The 14,948-nt window shown below is 58.0% G+C and carries 14 protein-coding genes; 3 read left to right on the top strand and 11 right to left on the bottom strand.

Going from position 1 to position 14,948, the window contains the following annotated elements; all coding sequences use genetic code 11:
* Positions 1-29: 29 nt before the first annotated feature.
* The 5 genes from ABLV07_RS24015 to ABLV07_RS24035 form a co-directional block, all read right to left on the bottom strand.
* Complete coding sequence (locus tag ABLV07_RS24015; protein WP_126027811.1) at positions 30-809, bottom strand: heme ABC transporter ATP-binding protein; 780 nt, start codon at positions 807-809, stop codon at positions 30-32.
* Entirely contained in the window at positions 802-1,797 is a 996-nt protein-coding gene (locus ABLV07_RS24020) for an iron ABC transporter permease (protein ID WP_047053751.1), read from the bottom strand. Before ABLV07_RS24020 ends, ABLV07_RS24015 begins: the two co-directional genes overlap by 8 nt.
* Positions 1,797-2,615, bottom strand: coding sequence for a hemin ABC transporter substrate-binding protein (locus tag ABLV07_RS24025; RefSeq protein WP_042895296.1), 819 nt, complete (start codon positions 2,613-2,615; stop codon positions 1,797-1,799). Before ABLV07_RS24025 ends, ABLV07_RS24020 begins: the two co-directional genes overlap by 1 nt.
* Positions 2,612-3,643: a hemin-degrading factor gene (locus ABLV07_RS24030; protein WP_015370007.1), complete on the bottom strand. Its 1,032-nt coding sequence runs from the start codon at positions 3,641-3,643 to the stop codon at positions 2,612-2,614. Before ABLV07_RS24030 ends, ABLV07_RS24025 begins: the two co-directional genes overlap by 4 nt.
* A 73-nt stretch (positions 3,644-3,716) precedes the next feature.
* On the bottom strand, positions 3,717-6,068 hold the full coding sequence (locus tag ABLV07_RS24035) for a TonB-dependent receptor (protein ID WP_230250031.1): 2,352 nt from the start codon (positions 6,066-6,068) through the stop codon (positions 3,717-3,719).
* Between the two features lie 323 nt (positions 6,069-6,391).
* On the opposite strand from ABLV07_RS24035, the gene ABLV07_RS24040 reads away from it, so the two are divergent.
* On the top strand, positions 6,392-6,685 hold the full coding sequence (locus ABLV07_RS24040; RefSeq protein WP_015703275.1) for a SelT/SelW/SelH family protein: 294 nt from the start codon (positions 6,392-6,394) through the stop codon (positions 6,683-6,685).
* Positions 6,686-6,700: 15 nt separating this feature from the next.
* Here ABLV07_RS24040 and ABLV07_RS24045 read toward each other — a convergent pair whose 3' ends face one another.
* Both ABLV07_RS24045 and ABLV07_RS24050 read right to left on the bottom strand, forming a co-directional pair.
* Positions 6,701-8,410, bottom strand: coding sequence for a thiamine pyrophosphate-requiring protein (locus tag ABLV07_RS24045; protein ID WP_348853854.1), 1,710 nt, complete (start codon positions 8,408-8,410; stop codon positions 6,701-6,703).
* A 35-nt stretch (positions 8,411-8,445) separates the two neighbouring features.
* Positions 8,446-9,387, bottom strand: coding sequence for an AEC family transporter (locus tag ABLV07_RS24050; protein ID WP_230250039.1), 942 nt, complete (start codon positions 9,385-9,387; stop codon positions 8,446-8,448).
* A 183-nt stretch (positions 9,388-9,570) separates the two neighbouring features.
* On the opposite strand from ABLV07_RS24050, the gene ABLV07_RS24055 reads away from it, so the two are divergent.
* Together ABLV07_RS24055 and ABLV07_RS24060 are read left to right on the top strand one after the other, a co-directional pair.
* A complete protein-coding gene (locus tag ABLV07_RS24055) occupies positions 9,571-10,458 on the top strand; it encodes a LysR family transcriptional regulator (protein ID WP_116326755.1) in 888 nt (295 codons plus the stop codon).
* 60 nt (positions 10,459-10,518) lie between these two features.
* The gene (locus ABLV07_RS24060) at positions 10,519-10,860 is read left to right on the top strand and encodes a nitrous oxide-stimulated promoter family protein (protein ID WP_015370013.1); all 342 of its coding nucleotides are present in this window, start codon (positions 10,519-10,521) and stop codon (positions 10,858-10,860) included.
* A gap of 490 nt (positions 10,861-11,350) precedes the next feature.
* Here the strand turns inward: ABLV07_RS24060 and ABLV07_RS24065 are convergent, their stop codons facing one another.
* Genes ABLV07_RS24065 through ABLV07_RS24080 form a run of 4 tightly spaced genes read right to left on the bottom strand, consistent with a single transcriptional unit; the run spans position 11,351 to position 14,779 of the window.
* The gene (locus tag ABLV07_RS24065; protein ID WP_020078092.1) at positions 11,351-12,205 is read right to left on the bottom strand and encodes a metal ABC transporter permease; all 855 of its coding nucleotides are present in this window, start codon (positions 12,203-12,205) and stop codon (positions 11,351-11,353) included.
* Positions 12,199-13,047, bottom strand: coding sequence for an iron/manganese ABC transporter permease subunit SitC (gene sitC / locus ABLV07_RS24070; protein ID WP_015370015.1), 849 nt, complete (start codon positions 13,045-13,047; stop codon positions 12,199-12,201). Before sitC ends, ABLV07_RS24065 begins: the two co-directional genes overlap by 7 nt.
* Positions 13,044-13,865, bottom strand: a complete 822-nt coding sequence (locus tag ABLV07_RS24075) for a manganese/iron ABC transporter ATP-binding protein (RefSeq protein WP_047740375.1) — start codon at positions 13,863-13,865, stop codon at positions 13,044-13,046. Before ABLV07_RS24075 ends, sitC begins: the two co-directional genes overlap by 4 nt.
* Positions 13,862-14,779 carry a metal ABC transporter substrate-binding protein gene (locus ABLV07_RS24080; protein ID WP_015370017.1) on the bottom strand — a complete coding sequence of 306 codons (918 nt, stop codon included), beginning with the start codon at positions 14,777-14,779 and terminating at the stop codon, positions 13,862-13,864. The genes ABLV07_RS24075 and ABLV07_RS24080 overlap by 4 nt, the downstream gene beginning before the upstream one ends.
* Positions 14,780-14,948 lie beyond the last annotated feature (169 nt).

Genomic DNA, 14,948 nt, shown 5'->3' on the forward strand with positions numbered 1-14,948 from the left:
GCCATCGCTAAGCTGGCCGCGCGTGACGTTCAGGGCGCCAGATAAACCTGTGGAATCGCTTTTTCCGGATGCTGGCCGAGGCGCACGTCCGCGCCGTACCAGCGGCTAATGATTTCCTGCTGGATAACCTGATGCGGCGTGCCCTGCGCCACCACCTGTCCCTGGTGCAGCAGCAGAATCTGGTCGGCCCACAGGGCGGCGAGGTTGAGATCGTGCAGCACCACGCAGACATGTAGCTGGCCGGAAGCGGTCAGCCGCTTGAGCAGGCGTAACAGATGCTGCTGGTAATAGAGATCCAGCGCCGAGGTGGGTTCATCCAGAAACAGCCATCCCTGCGGCGCGCCGTTTTGCCACAGCTGCGCGAGACAGCGGGCCAGCTGTACCCGCTGCTGCTCGCCGCCGGAAAGCGACGGATAGCGCCTGCCGCGCAAATGATCGCAGCCGGTTTCCGCCATAATATCGTGCAGGGTCTGCGGACTGGCGGTCCCTTCCCACGGCGAGCGCCCCATGGCGATAACCGTTTCCACCGTCCAGTCGGCATGGAGTTGAGTGCGCTGCAACATCACCGCCCGGCGGCGCGATAGCGCCTGCGGCGACCAACGCTCCAGCGCTTTGCCGTCCATCATGCGTTCGCCGCTATCCGGGGTAAGGAAGCCGGTTAGCAGCCGCAGCAGGGTGGATTTGCCCGCGCCGTTCGGGCCGATCAGCGCGGTCATCTCGCCGCCGCGAAGCGTCAGCGAAACCTGGTCAATCACCTGTCGTTGGCCGAGCCGCAGCGACAGACTTTGCGCCCGATAGTCTTTATCCATGGATTGGTTTCTCCCGACGAAATATCAGCCACAGGAACCACGGCGCGCCCAACAGGCTGGTTAGCAGCCCCACTGGCATCTCCGCCGGCGCGGCGACGGTGCGCGCCAGGGTATCGGCAATCAGCAGCAGAATCGCGCCCGCCAGCAGCGATCCGGGGATAAGTCCGCGGTGGTCCGCCCCCAGCCACATTCGCATCAGATGCGGCACCACCAGGCCGATAAAGCCGATGACGCCGCTTATCGCCACCGCCGCGGCAACCAGCACCGCGCTGCATAACAACAGCAGCCGCTGTATCGCCCGCACGTTAACGCCGAGATAGTGTGCCTCTTCATCGCCGAGTTGCAGCAGATTAAGGCGTGTTGCCATCCGCCACACCGCTATTGACGCCGGAATAATCAAGCTGGCCGCCACCAGCAGCGTCGGCCATTCGGCCTGACCCAGGCTACCCATTCCCCACAGCGACAGCTGGCGTAGCTGAGCATCGTTGCTTAGCCAGGCCAGCACGCCGACCAGCGCGCCGCATAAGGCGTTGATGGCGATCCCCACCAGCAGCAGCCGCGACAGCGAACCGTCACCTGCGCGGCTGAGGATAAAAATCATTGCCATCACCGCCAGGCTGCCGATAAACGCCGCCAGCATCGGCATATACAGAGCTAACAGCGCCGGCACGCTGAGCGGCAACACCAGCCAGCAGGCCACCGCCAGCGCCGCGCCGCTGCTGATGCCCAGCAGCCCCGGGTCGGCGAGCGGGTTGCGAAACAGCCCCTGCATCACGCAGCCGGACAGGGCCAGCGCGGCGCCGACCAGCAGCGCCAGCAGCACCCGCGGCAGACGGATCGTCAGCCAGATATGGCGCAGGATTTCATCGCCGGAGGGCAGCAGGTTGACCAATGGCAATCGCATTGCGCCGAGGGTGGTGGCGTAAAGGGTCAAGGCGACCAGCAGCAGCGTCATCAACAGCAAATGGCGAACGAGGGCAGGGCGCATCAGGGCAACTGCTCCGCTTTTTTCCGCAGTTCGAGGATCGCCTGCGGCGTACGCGGGCCGAAGCCAAGCAGGGCCATATCGTCGATCGCCAGTAGTTGTTTATGGCGGCCAGCGGGTGTTTGCGCCAGACCGGGCAATTTCCATAACCCGCTTTCGCCGCCCATCCCCTTGAGACCATCGGCGGAAATCACCACCAGATCCGCCTGGCTTGCGGCCACGCCTTCCTGCGACATCGCGCGATAATGGTCAAAGCCCTGCATTGCGTTTTGCAGCCCGGCGGCGCGGATCGCGCCATCGGCGGCGGTGTGCTGTCCGGCCACCATGGTATTCATCCCGCCGTGGCTGAGGATAAACAGCACCCGTTTGGCGATAGGCCGTGAGGGAATGGCGGCTATCCGCTGCTTGACCTGCTGGCGCAGCACGTCGCCTGCCGGAGTTTTACCTAATGCTTTGGCAATAACGGCGATTTTGTTATCGATGGCGGCAAGGTTATCGCCGCCCGGCACGTTGACGACCGTCACCTTGCTGTCCTGCACTTTCTGCAGCACCAGCGACGGCTGCGCCTGCGCGCTGGCCAGCACCAGCTGCGGGCGTAAGGAGAGGATCCCCTCGGCGTTTAACTGCCGTAGATAGCCGACATCCGGCAGCTTATGCGCGGCGGCAGGCCAGGTGCTGGTGCTGTCTTTCGCCACCAGCTGCTGCCCGGCGTTCAGCGCGTAGACAATTTCGGTAACGTCGCCGCCGAGGGAAATTACTCGTTCGGCGGCCGCGCTGGCGAACAGCGGCAGTGCGGCAAGCAGTATTAACCAACGTTTCATGCCGGCTGCCCTTCCGCGCACAGACGCGCCACCTGCGCGCGCCACTGTTGTTGCTCCGGGTGGCCTTCGCTGCGCTGGCCGTACAGCTGGGCGATTTGCGTACCGTCTTTGGCAAACAGTTCGACGCTGGTGACGTGGCCATCGGAGGTCGGTTTACGGGTGACCCAGATTTCATCCACGCTGTCTTCACGCAGATGCAGGGTAAAGGCGCTGTTGAAGATGTTGATCCAGCCGCGCATCGGCGCCAGCTTTTCCAGCGCGCCGGTGAAGATCTGCACGCAGCCGCGGTTGCCGACGAAGATCATGATTTCATTGCCGTCCTGGCGCACCGTTTCCAGCAGTCCCGGCAGCGCATTATTGTCGATGCGGCAGGCTAGATCGTCGCTCACCAGGCGGAAGGCCTGCTGACGGGAAAGATTGTGTTTACGCAGCAGACCGAAGAACTGGTGCACATCGGTCATCGCGCGCCACTCCTTTTCCAGCGCCGCGGCGTCGGCGGAGTCGGCGTACTTTACGCGGTCGGCCGGGCGAATCGTCAGCGCGCCGGGCGCCGTCTCGCTGAATTTGGCTACCAGCGTTTGCCATGCCGCCATATCGGTTTTCCCGGTGGCGTAAACCTTTAGCAGCGCATCGCCGTGCGGGTCGAAGAACTGAATGCTCTGGCGGCCGTTATCGTTGAGGTGGAACACGCTCGACCACTGGCTGAGGAACAGACGCAGGTCGAGCGCCCGCGGGTTGAGCACCAGCCCGGCGTGGCCGCTCAGGTGCTGATGGGTAAATTCGCCGACCTGCTCGTGCACCGCGTATTCGTTGCGGCAGATGCATTTGGTTTCGCCGACGCTCTCCAGGGCGGCGATAATCGCCCGTACGTCGTCGTGCAGACGCACGGCATCGTGACCGACGCGCGCGGCGGTTAATTCGGCTTCGCTAATTCCCATCTCTGCGGCGATGTCGCGGGCATATTTGGCGGTGGAGCGGGCTTTGGTGGCCTGGTAGCGCTGCCACAGATCGTCGTGTGCGTTTTGCATAATTCACATCCTTCTCTACGATGAATTTCCCCGGCCCGCGGGCCGGGGGGCAGGTTTGTTATTATTCGGGCGATCAGAAATCGATATTCACGCCCAGTTGCCAGGTCCTTCCGGGCATCACAGCCAGCGCTTTATCGTTGGCATCCTGATTGGTACTGGTCTCGATGTTGCGGCTGCTCAGGTAGTCCCAGTATTTACGGTCGGTAATGTTGTAAACCCCGCCGTTGAGGCGAACGTTCTTCGCCACCTGCCAGTAAGCGGTCCAGTCCAGCATGCCGTAGCCCGGCACGCGCATATATTCGGTGCTGGAATCGGCGATGGCGGAGCCGGTGTTGTTGTAGCTCTCGCGGCTGGTGGCGGTGGCCTGTTTGCCCTTAACAAAGGTGGCGGTCAGCGCCGTACCGTAGCGCTTAGCTGGATCGTCCCACGCCACGCCGACGATCGCTTTCATCGGCGCGACGCTGTCGAGGTCGACGTATTTATCGCCGTAGTAGCTGGATTTCGATTTCCCTTCGCTATAGCCCCAGGCGAGGGTGGCGCTCAGGCCATCCACCTGCTCAAACCAGGTGCCGAAGTTAAATTTAGTGCTGATCTCGCCGCCGTAGATATAGGCCTTATCGCGGTTTTCCGCTTGATAAATGGTGTAAATATTCGACGGGACGTTAGTGAATTTACCCGGATTGTTGGCGCGCGAATAACGCGTATAGGCGATAAAGTTCTTATAGCTGTTGTAGAACAGCGCGGTACGCACGGTGATGCCTTCGGTGACTTCGCCCTTGATACCCCATTCAATATTGTCGCTGGTCTCGGTTTTCAGATCGTTGTTACCGATTAGCGCGTACTGCTGGCTGCCGGCATAGCTGGAGCCCAGGTTCCACGAACCATACAGCTGGCTGGCATTCGGGAACTGCGCGCCGCGCTGGTACTGCAGATAGGTCATCAGCCGCGGCGTAATGTCGTACTGGAACGTCAGTGACGGCAGCACCTGGGTGTCGCTGTTTTTACCATACAGATTCGCCACCGACGATTCGGTGAGCACGCTGCTGTTGGCGCTAAGATCGGACAGATCTTCCGGTTTAGTGGACTGATGCGTCACGCGTACGCCGGGAATAATCGCGAAGTTGTGGCTATCGAGATCGAAGTTGATCTGATCCTGCACGTAACCGCCGAGGGTGTAGCTACGGCTGTCCGCTTCCGGCTGCATAATTTCGCTGTAGACGCTGGGGATCGGCGACTGGCTAAATGGCCGCTGGGTTTTGGTCGTGCTGGCGTTAAAACCGGCGCTCAGGTCGTGGCGGCCGATGCTTTTCGCGAGCGCGGTCTGCAGGCCCCAGGTATCGGTATCGTAGTCGGAATTGACCGTCTGCATTTTGCGGGTGACGCTATCCGGCATCCAGGTCCAGTCGTGAGCCTCGGTATGCTGGTAGTAAACCTTGGTCGAGACGCTGTCGATGTAATCGTTCATCGGCGTCCAGTCGTCTTTCAGGCTCAGCCCCCAGCGCCGCGTCTGGTTGGTTTGGTTGGCGGTGCCGATCACGCTGTTACCGCTGGAGTCCCACGAATCGAAGTGGCTGTGGTTGGTCTTGTGATAGTAGTCGAAGGTGCTGGTGAACTTATGTTCATCATTCGGCTGCCAGATACCGGAGGCCATAAACGCGTCAGAGTGCCAGTTTGCCGGGTAAGCGTCGACGCTACCGCTGTTGTTCTCGGTTTCCTGGCCATCACGGCGGCTGTAGACGAAAATGCCGCGCAGCGTTTCATCGCCGCCGGCGACGGTGACGCCGTTATGCCAGCTGCGGTCGGAAGAGTCGTAGCCGCTCTGGTAGCCAAAGGCGCTGGTTTTGCCCGGGCGCAGATAGTCATCCGCCGATTTCGGGCGGAAGGAGACGTTGCCGCCGATTGAGCTGTTAGCGGTCTCGGTTGAGGTGGCGCCCGACTGAATATCCACGCTGCCGTACATATAGGGGTCGATATAATCGCGGCCAATGCCAAAGGTGTTGAGGCCGGAACGGCCAACGTAGCCGCGGCCGGTGGCGTTTGGCTGGGCAATGCCGTCAACATCGATGCCGACACGGTTGCTTTCGAGGCCGCGGATGTTGTAGCCGGTATAGCCGCCGCGATCGAAACCGCTTTTACCGTTGCCGGAACCGCCGCTGGAGCCGGTGGCGCTGATGAGGGGTTCATAACGCATGATTGAGCCGAAGTCGTTGGCGCCTTTGTCCTGCAGTTCCTGCGCGCTCACCGAATGCTCGCTGCCGGCTTTCAGCTGTGGGGCCGGGGCGGTCACCACCATCTGTTCCGCGCTATCCGTCGTGTTATCCTGGGTCACGGCCGCGATAGCGGCATTCTGCGCGATTGCTGCGAGCAGAGAAGTCGCCAGCAGGCTTTTCTTACACCATGCTGCTGATTGAGTCGATTTGTACATTTGTAGCCACGCCTTGATAATTATTAGTATCGGCTCACGCGTTACTTCCAGAGTGCAGGTTGGTCCGTGTTTTCCCTGGCGGACAGTGGTATTCCTGATTTAGTAATTGCGAATGGTAATGATAGGTATTATCGTTTGCAACAAAATATTTACCTATACCCTAAATAATTCGAGTTGCAGGCAGGCGGCGACGCAGAGAATCCCCAGGAGCTTACTCAAGTAAGTGACTGGGGTGAGCGAGGAAGCCAACGCACATGCAACTTGAAGTATGACGGGTATATTCTGCATTTTGTTTACATTCGTGCGGACGGGAGCAAGCCAACATGAGCCATAAAGCGATGATTACCATTCACTACTGTTCCCAATGCAACTGGATGCTGCGCGCCAGCTGGATGGCCCAGGAGCTGCTGCATACCTTTAGTACCGATATCGCTTCGGTCACGCTGGTGCCCGGTACCGGCGGCATTTTTGTGGTAACCGTTGACGGGGTACAAATCTGGGAGCGTAAGCAGGACGGCGGTTTTCCGGATGCGGCTGAACTGAAACGGCGGGTGAGGGACGTCTGCTTCCCGGAAAAAGCGCTGGGGCACGTGGATAATGCCGGGAAGCAGATCTAAAACGGCTGGCTGCGATTAACGTCCTAGTTCAACGTTGACCAGTACGCTTTGTCGGCGAGTGCGAATAATAGCGACCGCCTCTTCCAGTACCCCGGGGAGATCTTCCGCCAGCGAAACCGTCAGCGCAGCCGCGCGGCTGGAGGCGGCGAGCGCGGCGAAATCTGGCGACGACGAGAACGCGGTGGCCGGGATCGCGTCCATTTTAGCAGCATAGCCGTCGGGATAGAGCGCCCGGGTGCCGCCCGCCACCGCTCCCCAGCCGCCATTGTTGCCGACCACCACCAGCACGGGAAGCTTCATCACTTCCGCGATGTGATGACACACCGCCGGATTGGCAAAGAGATAGGAGCCGTCGCCAACGGCGGCGATGATAAGCTCACCCCGCCGGGCGAGCTGCAGCCCTAAGGCGATGGGCAACGCTTCACCCAGACCGCCCGCCAGCGCTTCCTGATAATAACTGTCCGCCTGAGTCAGGCCGGCAAACTGCGGCATTGTTGTCAGTTCAGAGACGATCTTCCCCTGATGTTGATTGGCAAGCTGACCCAGACAGTAACTCATCCAGGGTTTGCCAATCGCCCCTTTTTGGTTGGCGTGGAGGAGGGCTTCACGTTGGTTCTTCGCGTGTTGTATCAGGTTAAGCACATGCTTTTCTCGTTCAGCCACCTGCCGTTGCTTCGCCGCCACATGCGGCTGGAGCGCCTCTTGTAAAAGTTCGAATACCTCGTCGGTTTCTCCGGCCAGGTTAATATCGGCGCGATAACCGCGGACGGGGTAGCGGGAAAAAAGCGGATCGGGGCCGATCTGGATCACCTTACAGCTGTCGTTGCAGCGGCTTTCTTCGATGATCCACGGGGCCTGTGAGTCGATAACGATGATGACGTCGGCGGCAGAAAGCCAGCCTTCGGGATCGCTGCCGGTCAGCATAGGATTGTCGCTGCTAAGGGTGACTTCAGTACCCCAGTATTCCACCACCGGAATAGCCCACTCCTTAACCAGGGTATTGAGCCGCGCAAAGCCTCCAGCCGTTCTCGCGCCACGCTGGGCGAAGATGACCGGCTGTCTGGCATTGGCTATCGCATCGGCGGCGCTGGCAATATCCGCCCGCGTTGGCGCGTAGCGTACCGGCTGCTGGGTGGGGGAGGCATAGAGCGCTTGTTCATCGATCGTGAACGTTTCGCATAGCGGCTCGCGCGGCAGGCTCAAATACACCGGCCCCTTTGGCAATGAACGGGCTATCGCCCATGCTCTGTCAACATGCTCGCCGATCTGATCGGCAATGCGTAATTCAAAGTCCCATTTCACCGACTCGCGAATGAGCGCCGCCTGATCGCGCATCTCCTGGCCGTAGCCAATCGGCGTGTTGCGACAACCAAAGTGTGAATGCTCGCTAATCGGCGTGCGTCCGCCAAAAATCAGTACCGGAATATTGCTGTTGGCCAGATTGATGACGCCGCAGGCGGCATTGGCCAGGCCTACGTTAGTGTGAACCATGACGGCCTGCACTTTCCCGCTCCCGAGATAATAGCCATGGGCCATGCCAATAGCGGCGTTCTCGTGGGGACATATCACCAGCTCCGGTACCTGTTGTCCCGTGGCGCGCATTTTGGCCCACGCTTCAATAACCGGGGGATAATCGGTACCCGAATTAATAAAAATATAGGCCACGTCGAGGGCCTGAAGCCGGTGCAGTAATAATTCAGCGGCCGATACAGTGATAGAAGTCATATTCTCTCCGGATTAACGCGATGTTATCGCCGTGATTAAAAGGTCAGGAAAATAAATGCGCCCATCGTAATGATGGAAGTAATAATACTTAGCGCCATGGTCGAGGCCATTTCTTGCTCGCCGGACTTATATTGCATAGCAATAATAATGGCGATCGAGCCCACAGGAATCGCCATCGTTAATACCACTTGTTTTATTTGCTCCATGCTGAAACCCATTTTTAACAAAATGAGGTAGCAGGCACCGGGCACCAGAATATTACGGGCGATGACGGTAATAATGGTGGCGGAGGTGATGACAATGCTGCGAGTATAGAGCACGATGCCTGCGGCAAACAGCGCCAGTCCGCCGGAGGCCTTACCCAGCAGACCTAGCGACATTGATACGGTTTCTGGAATATGAATATCCATTAATACTAATATCAGCGCGACAACCGGCGACCATACCACCGGCTGCTTGATGGCGTTGATGACCCGCGTGGCAAAAGAGATATTCTGGCTTTTATCCCCCGTTGCAACGGACATCAGAATCATCACCAGCGGGAGCTGGAAGACATTTTGCGTAATACTGGAAACAGTAATGAGTGAGGCGCTGACGATGCCGAATAAAAAAGCCAGTACCGAGGTGCCAATGAAGGGAACGGCCGGCGAGCCGATGGCCAGAGCCTGTAGGGTACTGAGCGCCAGGGAGCGTTTACAGATATAACGGGCGATAGCTAAGGGAATAAGGAAACTCAGAATTAGCGCCAGGATAATGGCGATAGCGACCGGCCCCATGCTCATCACGATATGCCGCGGCGTCATGACCATATTACTGAAAATACTCAGCGGTAAAGCATACAGCATCACAATTTTATTAATATCACCAGCCTGCTGCCAGTTGAAGTCTTTGCGTTTACCGCTGATATAGCCAATGAGAACGGTAATGATAACGGGTAAAATAGCGCCGAGGATTAATAGAATGTTGTTCTGTGTCATAGTGATTTATTCTCATTATAAATTATCGTTAGGGTCAGGGTGTTGATCTATAAATATTGAGAGTGTTTCCCACGGAAATGCGCCGCTGTTGCACTATTCTTTTTTTTCGTTGCTTACTGCATTCTTGACGCAAAAAGAAGCGTCAGGGAAATGTAAAAATAATTCGTTCAATGAGTAATTGTCATGGCTATGAAAATGAAACAGATACAAGCCTTTCTGACCGTCGCCAGCGAAGGAAATTTAACCCTGGCTGCGGAGAAAATGGGGATTACGCAATCCGGGCTCAGCCGACTATTGCTGACCCTGGAGGAGGATCTGAATGCCACCTTATTTGAACGGCATAAGCATGGAATGGCGTTAAGCGAGTATGGCAGCGCGTTTTTACCCTATGCCATGACAATGTTGAACACGGAGAATAAAGCCAGAGAGGAGATGGCGCTGATCCGCGGGGCGGGCAAGGGGATTTTGAGAATCGGCTGCGTATCCAGTCTGTTAACCAGCCATTTTATTGATAAATTAGCCGCCTTTCATAAACGCCATCCCCGGATACACATCAAAATATTCGACCGCATTGACTCAGAGTTGTTTAAGTTGCTGCTGATGCATGAAATTGATATCGCCCTCTGCGGGCCTTTACCGCACGACGATAAAATCGTAGTTCGTGGAAAAATTAACTGGCAGGATCGTATTTGTATCATTTCAAGGCCAGGCCATCCGCTACAAAAAGAAAAACGTCTGTCGCTTGCGGCGATGCTCGACTATCCGTGGATCATGCCGCCGCCATTAAGCACGCCGATGCTTATCCTTGAAGATATTTTTCGCTCGCATCAGTTACCCTGTCCGGTTCCTATTATCGAGTGCGCTTCATCCGCGGCGATAAAATCCTTTATCGCTGAGAGCGATCTTTTAACGTCAATGCCTGCCCCCGTCTATCGACTGGAAGAGAAGCTTGGATTGTTGCGCCCGCTGGAGGCGGAGGGCAGCGTGTTTGTCCGAGATTTCTATGCCTGGAGCCATTTTGGCGTGTTATCCGGAGCCGCGCTGCAGTTAATCCAGCATCTGAAGCAGTGAGATGCCCTGACAGACACAAAGGTGTATAATCAATGCATCTTATTGGCTTGAGGCTGTGACATGGGCAAACGCATCGATCGCGAAAAGAAGACTATCGGCAATATGATCAGGCTTTATCAGCGCCGCTGCCCGGATGCGCGCAACGACGGCGAACATTACCTGGCGCTTAACGCTTACGCCGACAAGCGGCTGGATAAGTGCGTATTTGGCGAAGAGAAGCCGGCCTGTAAACAGTGTCCGGTACACTGCTATCAGCCGGCGAAGCGAGAAGAGATGAAGCGGATCATGCGCTGGGCCGGGCCGCGGATGCTCTGGCGGCATCCAATTCTGACCATTCGTCACCTGATTGACGACAGGCGGCCGGTGCCGGAGCTGCCGGAAAAATACCGGCCGAAAAAATAGCGGCCTTTCCACGGTTTGCGCTGCGCTTCGTCGGCACCGGGATCGCGGTTGAAGGATCGTAGATACTGCTATCGGTTTGCAACTTTTTCGCTTGAGAAAAACGTTTATCGAGTGTCGCTTCAGAGGATATTGCGCTCCCGTTTGATTTTTATGCAATATGTTTTCCGTGGCGCAGGGAGCGCACAGAGGGCGGCCAGTCGCCGCCGCCCTCTGTACTCCCGGGCTCTGGCCGCCAAAATCGCCACTTCGTGGTACCTTCGACTTATCCCTGCAGGCTTCGGGTCGGGCCGAGGCAGCGTCCTTGCAAATCACGGCCCTCAGCCCGCATCCATGCGGGCTGCCCCGGCCTTCCGGGAACGTCTCAGCGATTTTGAGGCCACCAACACCGGCAGTTTCAGCCAGCATGGTGAATAAATTAAAGGCAGGCCGCACGGACTGTAGGTCGGATAAGCGTAGCGCCATCCGACAATTCTCCCTGCTCGCGCTGGCGTTAACCGCCACCGGGGAGCGTTGCTGACGCCCTCTGTTTCTGACCGTCACGGACCGTACTGGCGACAAAGGCCAGCACGAACAGCGCGGTAAATAGCACCACGATGGTTGGCGCCGGGGCGCTATCGAGATAAAACGACAGCCAGACGCCCGCCAGCGAACAGCCCACGGCGATTACCGTTGCCAGCAATAATGCGCTGACAAAGCGCCGCGTCAGCAGCAGGGCGATAGCGCCGGGCGCTATCAGCAGCGAAATCGACAGAATAATCCCCACCGACTTTAACGTCGCGACGATAGTCAGCGCGATCATGCACAGCAGACCATAATGCAGCAGCCCGCAGCGCAGGCCGCTGGCTTTGGCCTGATTGGGATCAAAGGCGTGCAGTAAAAAATCGCGCCACTTTAGCCCGATAATCAGCGCAATCGCCAGCGCAATCACCGCCGTTTGCCCGATATCGCTGGCGGATATTCCCAGCATATCGCCAAACAGAATATGGTCGAGATGGACCTCGGATTGAATCGCCACGTACAGCACCAGCCCGGCGCCGAACATCCCCGAGAAGACGATCCCCATGATGGTATCGCGCTTGATGCGGCTGTTATCGTCGAGAAAACCGGTGGCGACGGCGCAGAATAAGCCGGCAATAAACGCGCCGATGGCGAAGGGGATGCCGATAATGTAGGCCACCACCACGCCGGGAAACACCGCGTGGCTCATGGCATCGCCCATCAGCGCCCAGCCTTTTAATACCAGAAATACCGACAGCAGCGCACAGGGGACGGCGACGATCGTCGCCACCAGCATCGCGTTGACCATAAACGGGAACTGTAATGGTTCAAGCAGCATCGTTAGCATGAGGCCTCCCTGGCGCGGCGGCGGTTGGCCAGCAGGCCGTGCTTCGGCGCGAAGACAAAGGTAGCTAAGAACAGCAGCGTCTGCGCCACCACGATGATGCCGCCGGTGGCGCCATCAAGGTAGTAGCTCAGCCATGCGCCGAAGAAGCTGGTCAGGCTGCCGATAGCGACGGCAATGGCCAGCAGACGCGGGAAGCGGTCGGTTAACAGCCAGGCGGTGGCGCCGGGCGTCACGACCAGACAGATGACCAGAAACGCGCCTACGGTTTGCAGCGCCGCCACGGTGCAGGCGGCCAGCAGGGTGAAAAACAGCAGCTTCAGGCCGCTGGTGTTAAGGCCAATCGAGCGGGCATGGTTCTCATCGAAGAAGGTGACCATCAGGTCTTTCCACTTCAGCAACAGGATCGCCATCGAAATAAAGCCAATTGCCGCCAGCTGGATAATATCCTCCGGAGCGATGGCGAGAATATTGCCGAGAATAATAGTTTGAATGTTCACCGAGGTCGGATTCAGCGACACCATAAACAGACCGATGCCGAAAAACGAGGAGAAAATCAGCCCGATGATGGCGTCCTCTTTAAGCCGCGAACGCTGGTTAAGAAACAGCATGCTGCCTGCCGCCAGGCCGCCGGAGAGAAACGCGCCCAGCGCAAAGGGCAGGCCAAGCATATAAGCGCCGGCGACGCCGGGAACGATCGAGTGGGAGAGAGCGTCGCCAATCAGCGACCAGCCTTTGAGCATCAGGTAGCAGGAGAGAAAGGCGCAGACGCCGCCGACTAATGCCGAGACCCACATCGCGTTGAGCATGTATTGATAGCCAAACGGCTCCAGCAGCCAGCTCATCGTTGGCCCCCCGCCGCGCGATGGCTGATAAACGGCCGCTCATCGTCGGTAATAATGCGCTCTTCCGCGCCGGTAAGCGTGACGTGACGCAACACGCCGCTGAAGGCCAGCTCCAGGTTCTCGGCGGTGAAGGTGGTCTCCGTCGGGCCGCTGGCCAGCACGGTGCCTTTCACCATCACCGTATAATCGCAAAATTCGCTGACTGAACCGAGGTTATGGGTAGAGACCAGCATGGTACAGCCTTCGTCGCGCAGTTCTCGCAGCAGGGTGATGATCCGCGCCTCGGTCTGCACATCGACGCCGGTAAAAGGCTCATCGAGCAGGATCACTTTGCCTTCCTGAGCAATGGCGCGGGCGAGGAACACGCGCTTTTTCTGCCCGCCGGAGAGCTCGCCAATCTGTCTTTTGCGGTATTCGCTCATCCCTACGCGGGCCAGCGCGGCATCGACAATCTGCCGGTCGCGGGGCTTCGCCCGCCGCAGCCAGCCCATATGACCATAGCGGCCCATCATCACTACATCTTCCACCAGCACCGGAAAAGACCAGTCCACCTCTTCCGATTGCGGTACGTAGGCAACAAGATTTTGCCGTAGCGCGCGGTTGACCGGCTGGCCGAGAATGGCGATATCGCCGTGGCCGACGCGCACGAAACCCATCAGCGCTTTGAACAACGTGGATTTACCGGAGCCGTTGACCCCCACCAGCGCGGCAATCGATCCGCGCGGTACGCTGAACGAGGCATCGCGCAGGGCGGTATGACCGTTGCGATAGGTCACCGTGACCTGGTCGACGATGAGTCCCGCTTGCGGCGCAATCATGACTGTTTCCTCAGGCCATCGTTGATCCCTTTGACGATGGTTTCGGTGGTGACGCGCAGCAGGTCAAGATAGGTCGGCACCGGGCCGTCGGCGGCGCTTAGCGAGTCAACATACAGTACGCCGCCATAGTGGGCGCCGGCTTCACGGGCGACCTGTCGCGCCGGTTTGTCGGAGATGGTGCTTTCACTGAAGATGGTCGGGATATGCTCCTTCTTCATGGTGTCGATGGTTTTACGCACCTGCTGCGGCGTGCCCTGCTGGTCGGCGTTAATCGGCCACAGATAACGCTCCTGCAGGCCGTTATCGCGCGCCAGATAGGAGAATGCGCCTTCGCTGGTGACCAGCCAGCGTTTGTCCGCCGGCAGTTTCGCCAGTTCGGCCTTCAGCGGCGCCATGGTCTGGCGGATCTTCTCTTTGTAGGCCTCGGCGTTACGGCGATAGGTGTCGGCATTGACGGGATCGTATTTCACCAGCGCATCGCGAATGTTATCGACGTAAATCAGCGCATTATCCGCCGACATCCAGGCGTGCGGATTAGGTTTGCCGTTGTAGGGGCCATCGCTGATGCCCATCGGCTGGATACCGTTGCTGACCACCACTTCCGGTACGCCGTTCAGGTGCTGATAAAAACGGGCGAACCACAGTTCGAGGTTGAGACCGTTGGCGAGAATAAGCTTCGCCCCCTGCGCGCGTTTGATATCGCCCGGCGTCGGTTGATATTCGTGAATTTCCGCGCCCGGCTTGGTGATTGAGCTGACATCGGCGGCGTCGCCGGCGACGTTCTGCGCCATATCGGCGATCACGGTGAAGGTGGTAATGACTTTAAATTTTTCTTGCGCCTGAGCGGGGGCGATGGCAAGCAGCGCTAATGCGGCGGAGAACAACAGGCACTTGAACGGCGGCAGATGCGTCATAGGATCCCTCACGGTATTGCGATTAATTAATCATCGTTTATAGCCTTTGCTATGTTATATAGCACAAGCTATTTATAAATGAAAATAATTCTTATTTAGATGTTGGCGTAATGATTAGGCTGAGAAGGGATTGGGGAGGGAGGGGTAATCCGGATTCGGTCCGGTAATT

The organism is Klebsiella sp. CN_Kp097 (assembly GCF_040064495.1).
Taxonomy (GTDB): Bacteria; Pseudomonadota; Gammaproteobacteria; order Enterobacterales; family Enterobacteriaceae; genus Klebsiella; species Klebsiella aerogenes.

Coding starts and splice junctions, on each gene's coding strand:
- ABLV07_RS24035 (WP_230250031.1), bottom strand. CDS start 6,068: ATGTACAAATCGACTCAATCAGCAGCATGGTGTAAGAAAAGCCTGCTG.
- ABLV07_RS24030 (WP_015370007.1), bottom strand. CDS start 3,643: ATGCAAAACGCACACGACGATCTGTGGCAGCGCTACCAGGCCACCAAA.
- ABLV07_RS24025 (WP_042895296.1), bottom strand. CDS start 2,615: ATGAAACGTTGGTTAATACTGCTTGCCGCACTGCCGCTGTTCGCCAGC.
- ABLV07_RS24075 (WP_047740375.1), bottom strand. CDS start 13,865: ATGATTGCGCCGCAAGCGGGACTCATCGTCGACCAGGTCACGGTGACC.
- ABLV07_RS24050 (WP_230250039.1), bottom strand. CDS start 9,387: ATGACACAGAACAACATTCTATTAATCCTCGGCGCTATTTTACCCGTT.
- ABLV07_RS24055 (WP_116326755.1), top strand. CDS start 9,571: ATGGCTATGAAAATGAAACAGATACAAGCCTTTCTGACCGTCGCCAGC.
- ABLV07_RS24065 (WP_020078092.1), bottom strand. CDS start 12,205: ATGCTAACGATGCTGCTTGAACCATTACAGTTCCCGTTTATGGTCAAC.
- ABLV07_RS24020 (WP_047053751.1), bottom strand. CDS start 1,797: ATGCGCCCTGCCCTCGTTCGCCATTTGCTGTTGATGACGCTGCTGCTG.
- ABLV07_RS24080 (WP_015370017.1), bottom strand. CDS start 14,779: ATGACGCATCTGCCGCCGTTCAAGTGCCTGTTGTTCTCCGCCGCATTA.
- ABLV07_RS24040 (WP_015703275.1), top strand. CDS start 6,392: ATGAGCCATAAAGCGATGATTACCATTCACTACTGTTCCCAATGCAAC.
- ABLV07_RS24060 (WP_015370013.1), top strand. CDS start 10,519: ATGGGCAAACGCATCGATCGCGAAAAGAAGACTATCGGCAATATGATC.
- ABLV07_RS24015 (WP_126027811.1), bottom strand. CDS start 809: ATGGATAAAGACTATCGGGCGCAAAGTCTGTCGCTGCGGCTCGGCCAA.
- sitC (WP_015370015.1), bottom strand. CDS start 13,047: ATGAGCTGGCTGCTGGAGCCGTTTGGCTATCAATACATGCTCAACGCG.
- ABLV07_RS24045 (WP_348853854.1), bottom strand. CDS start 8,410: ATGACTTCTATCACTGTATCGGCCGCTGAATTATTACTGCACCGGCTT.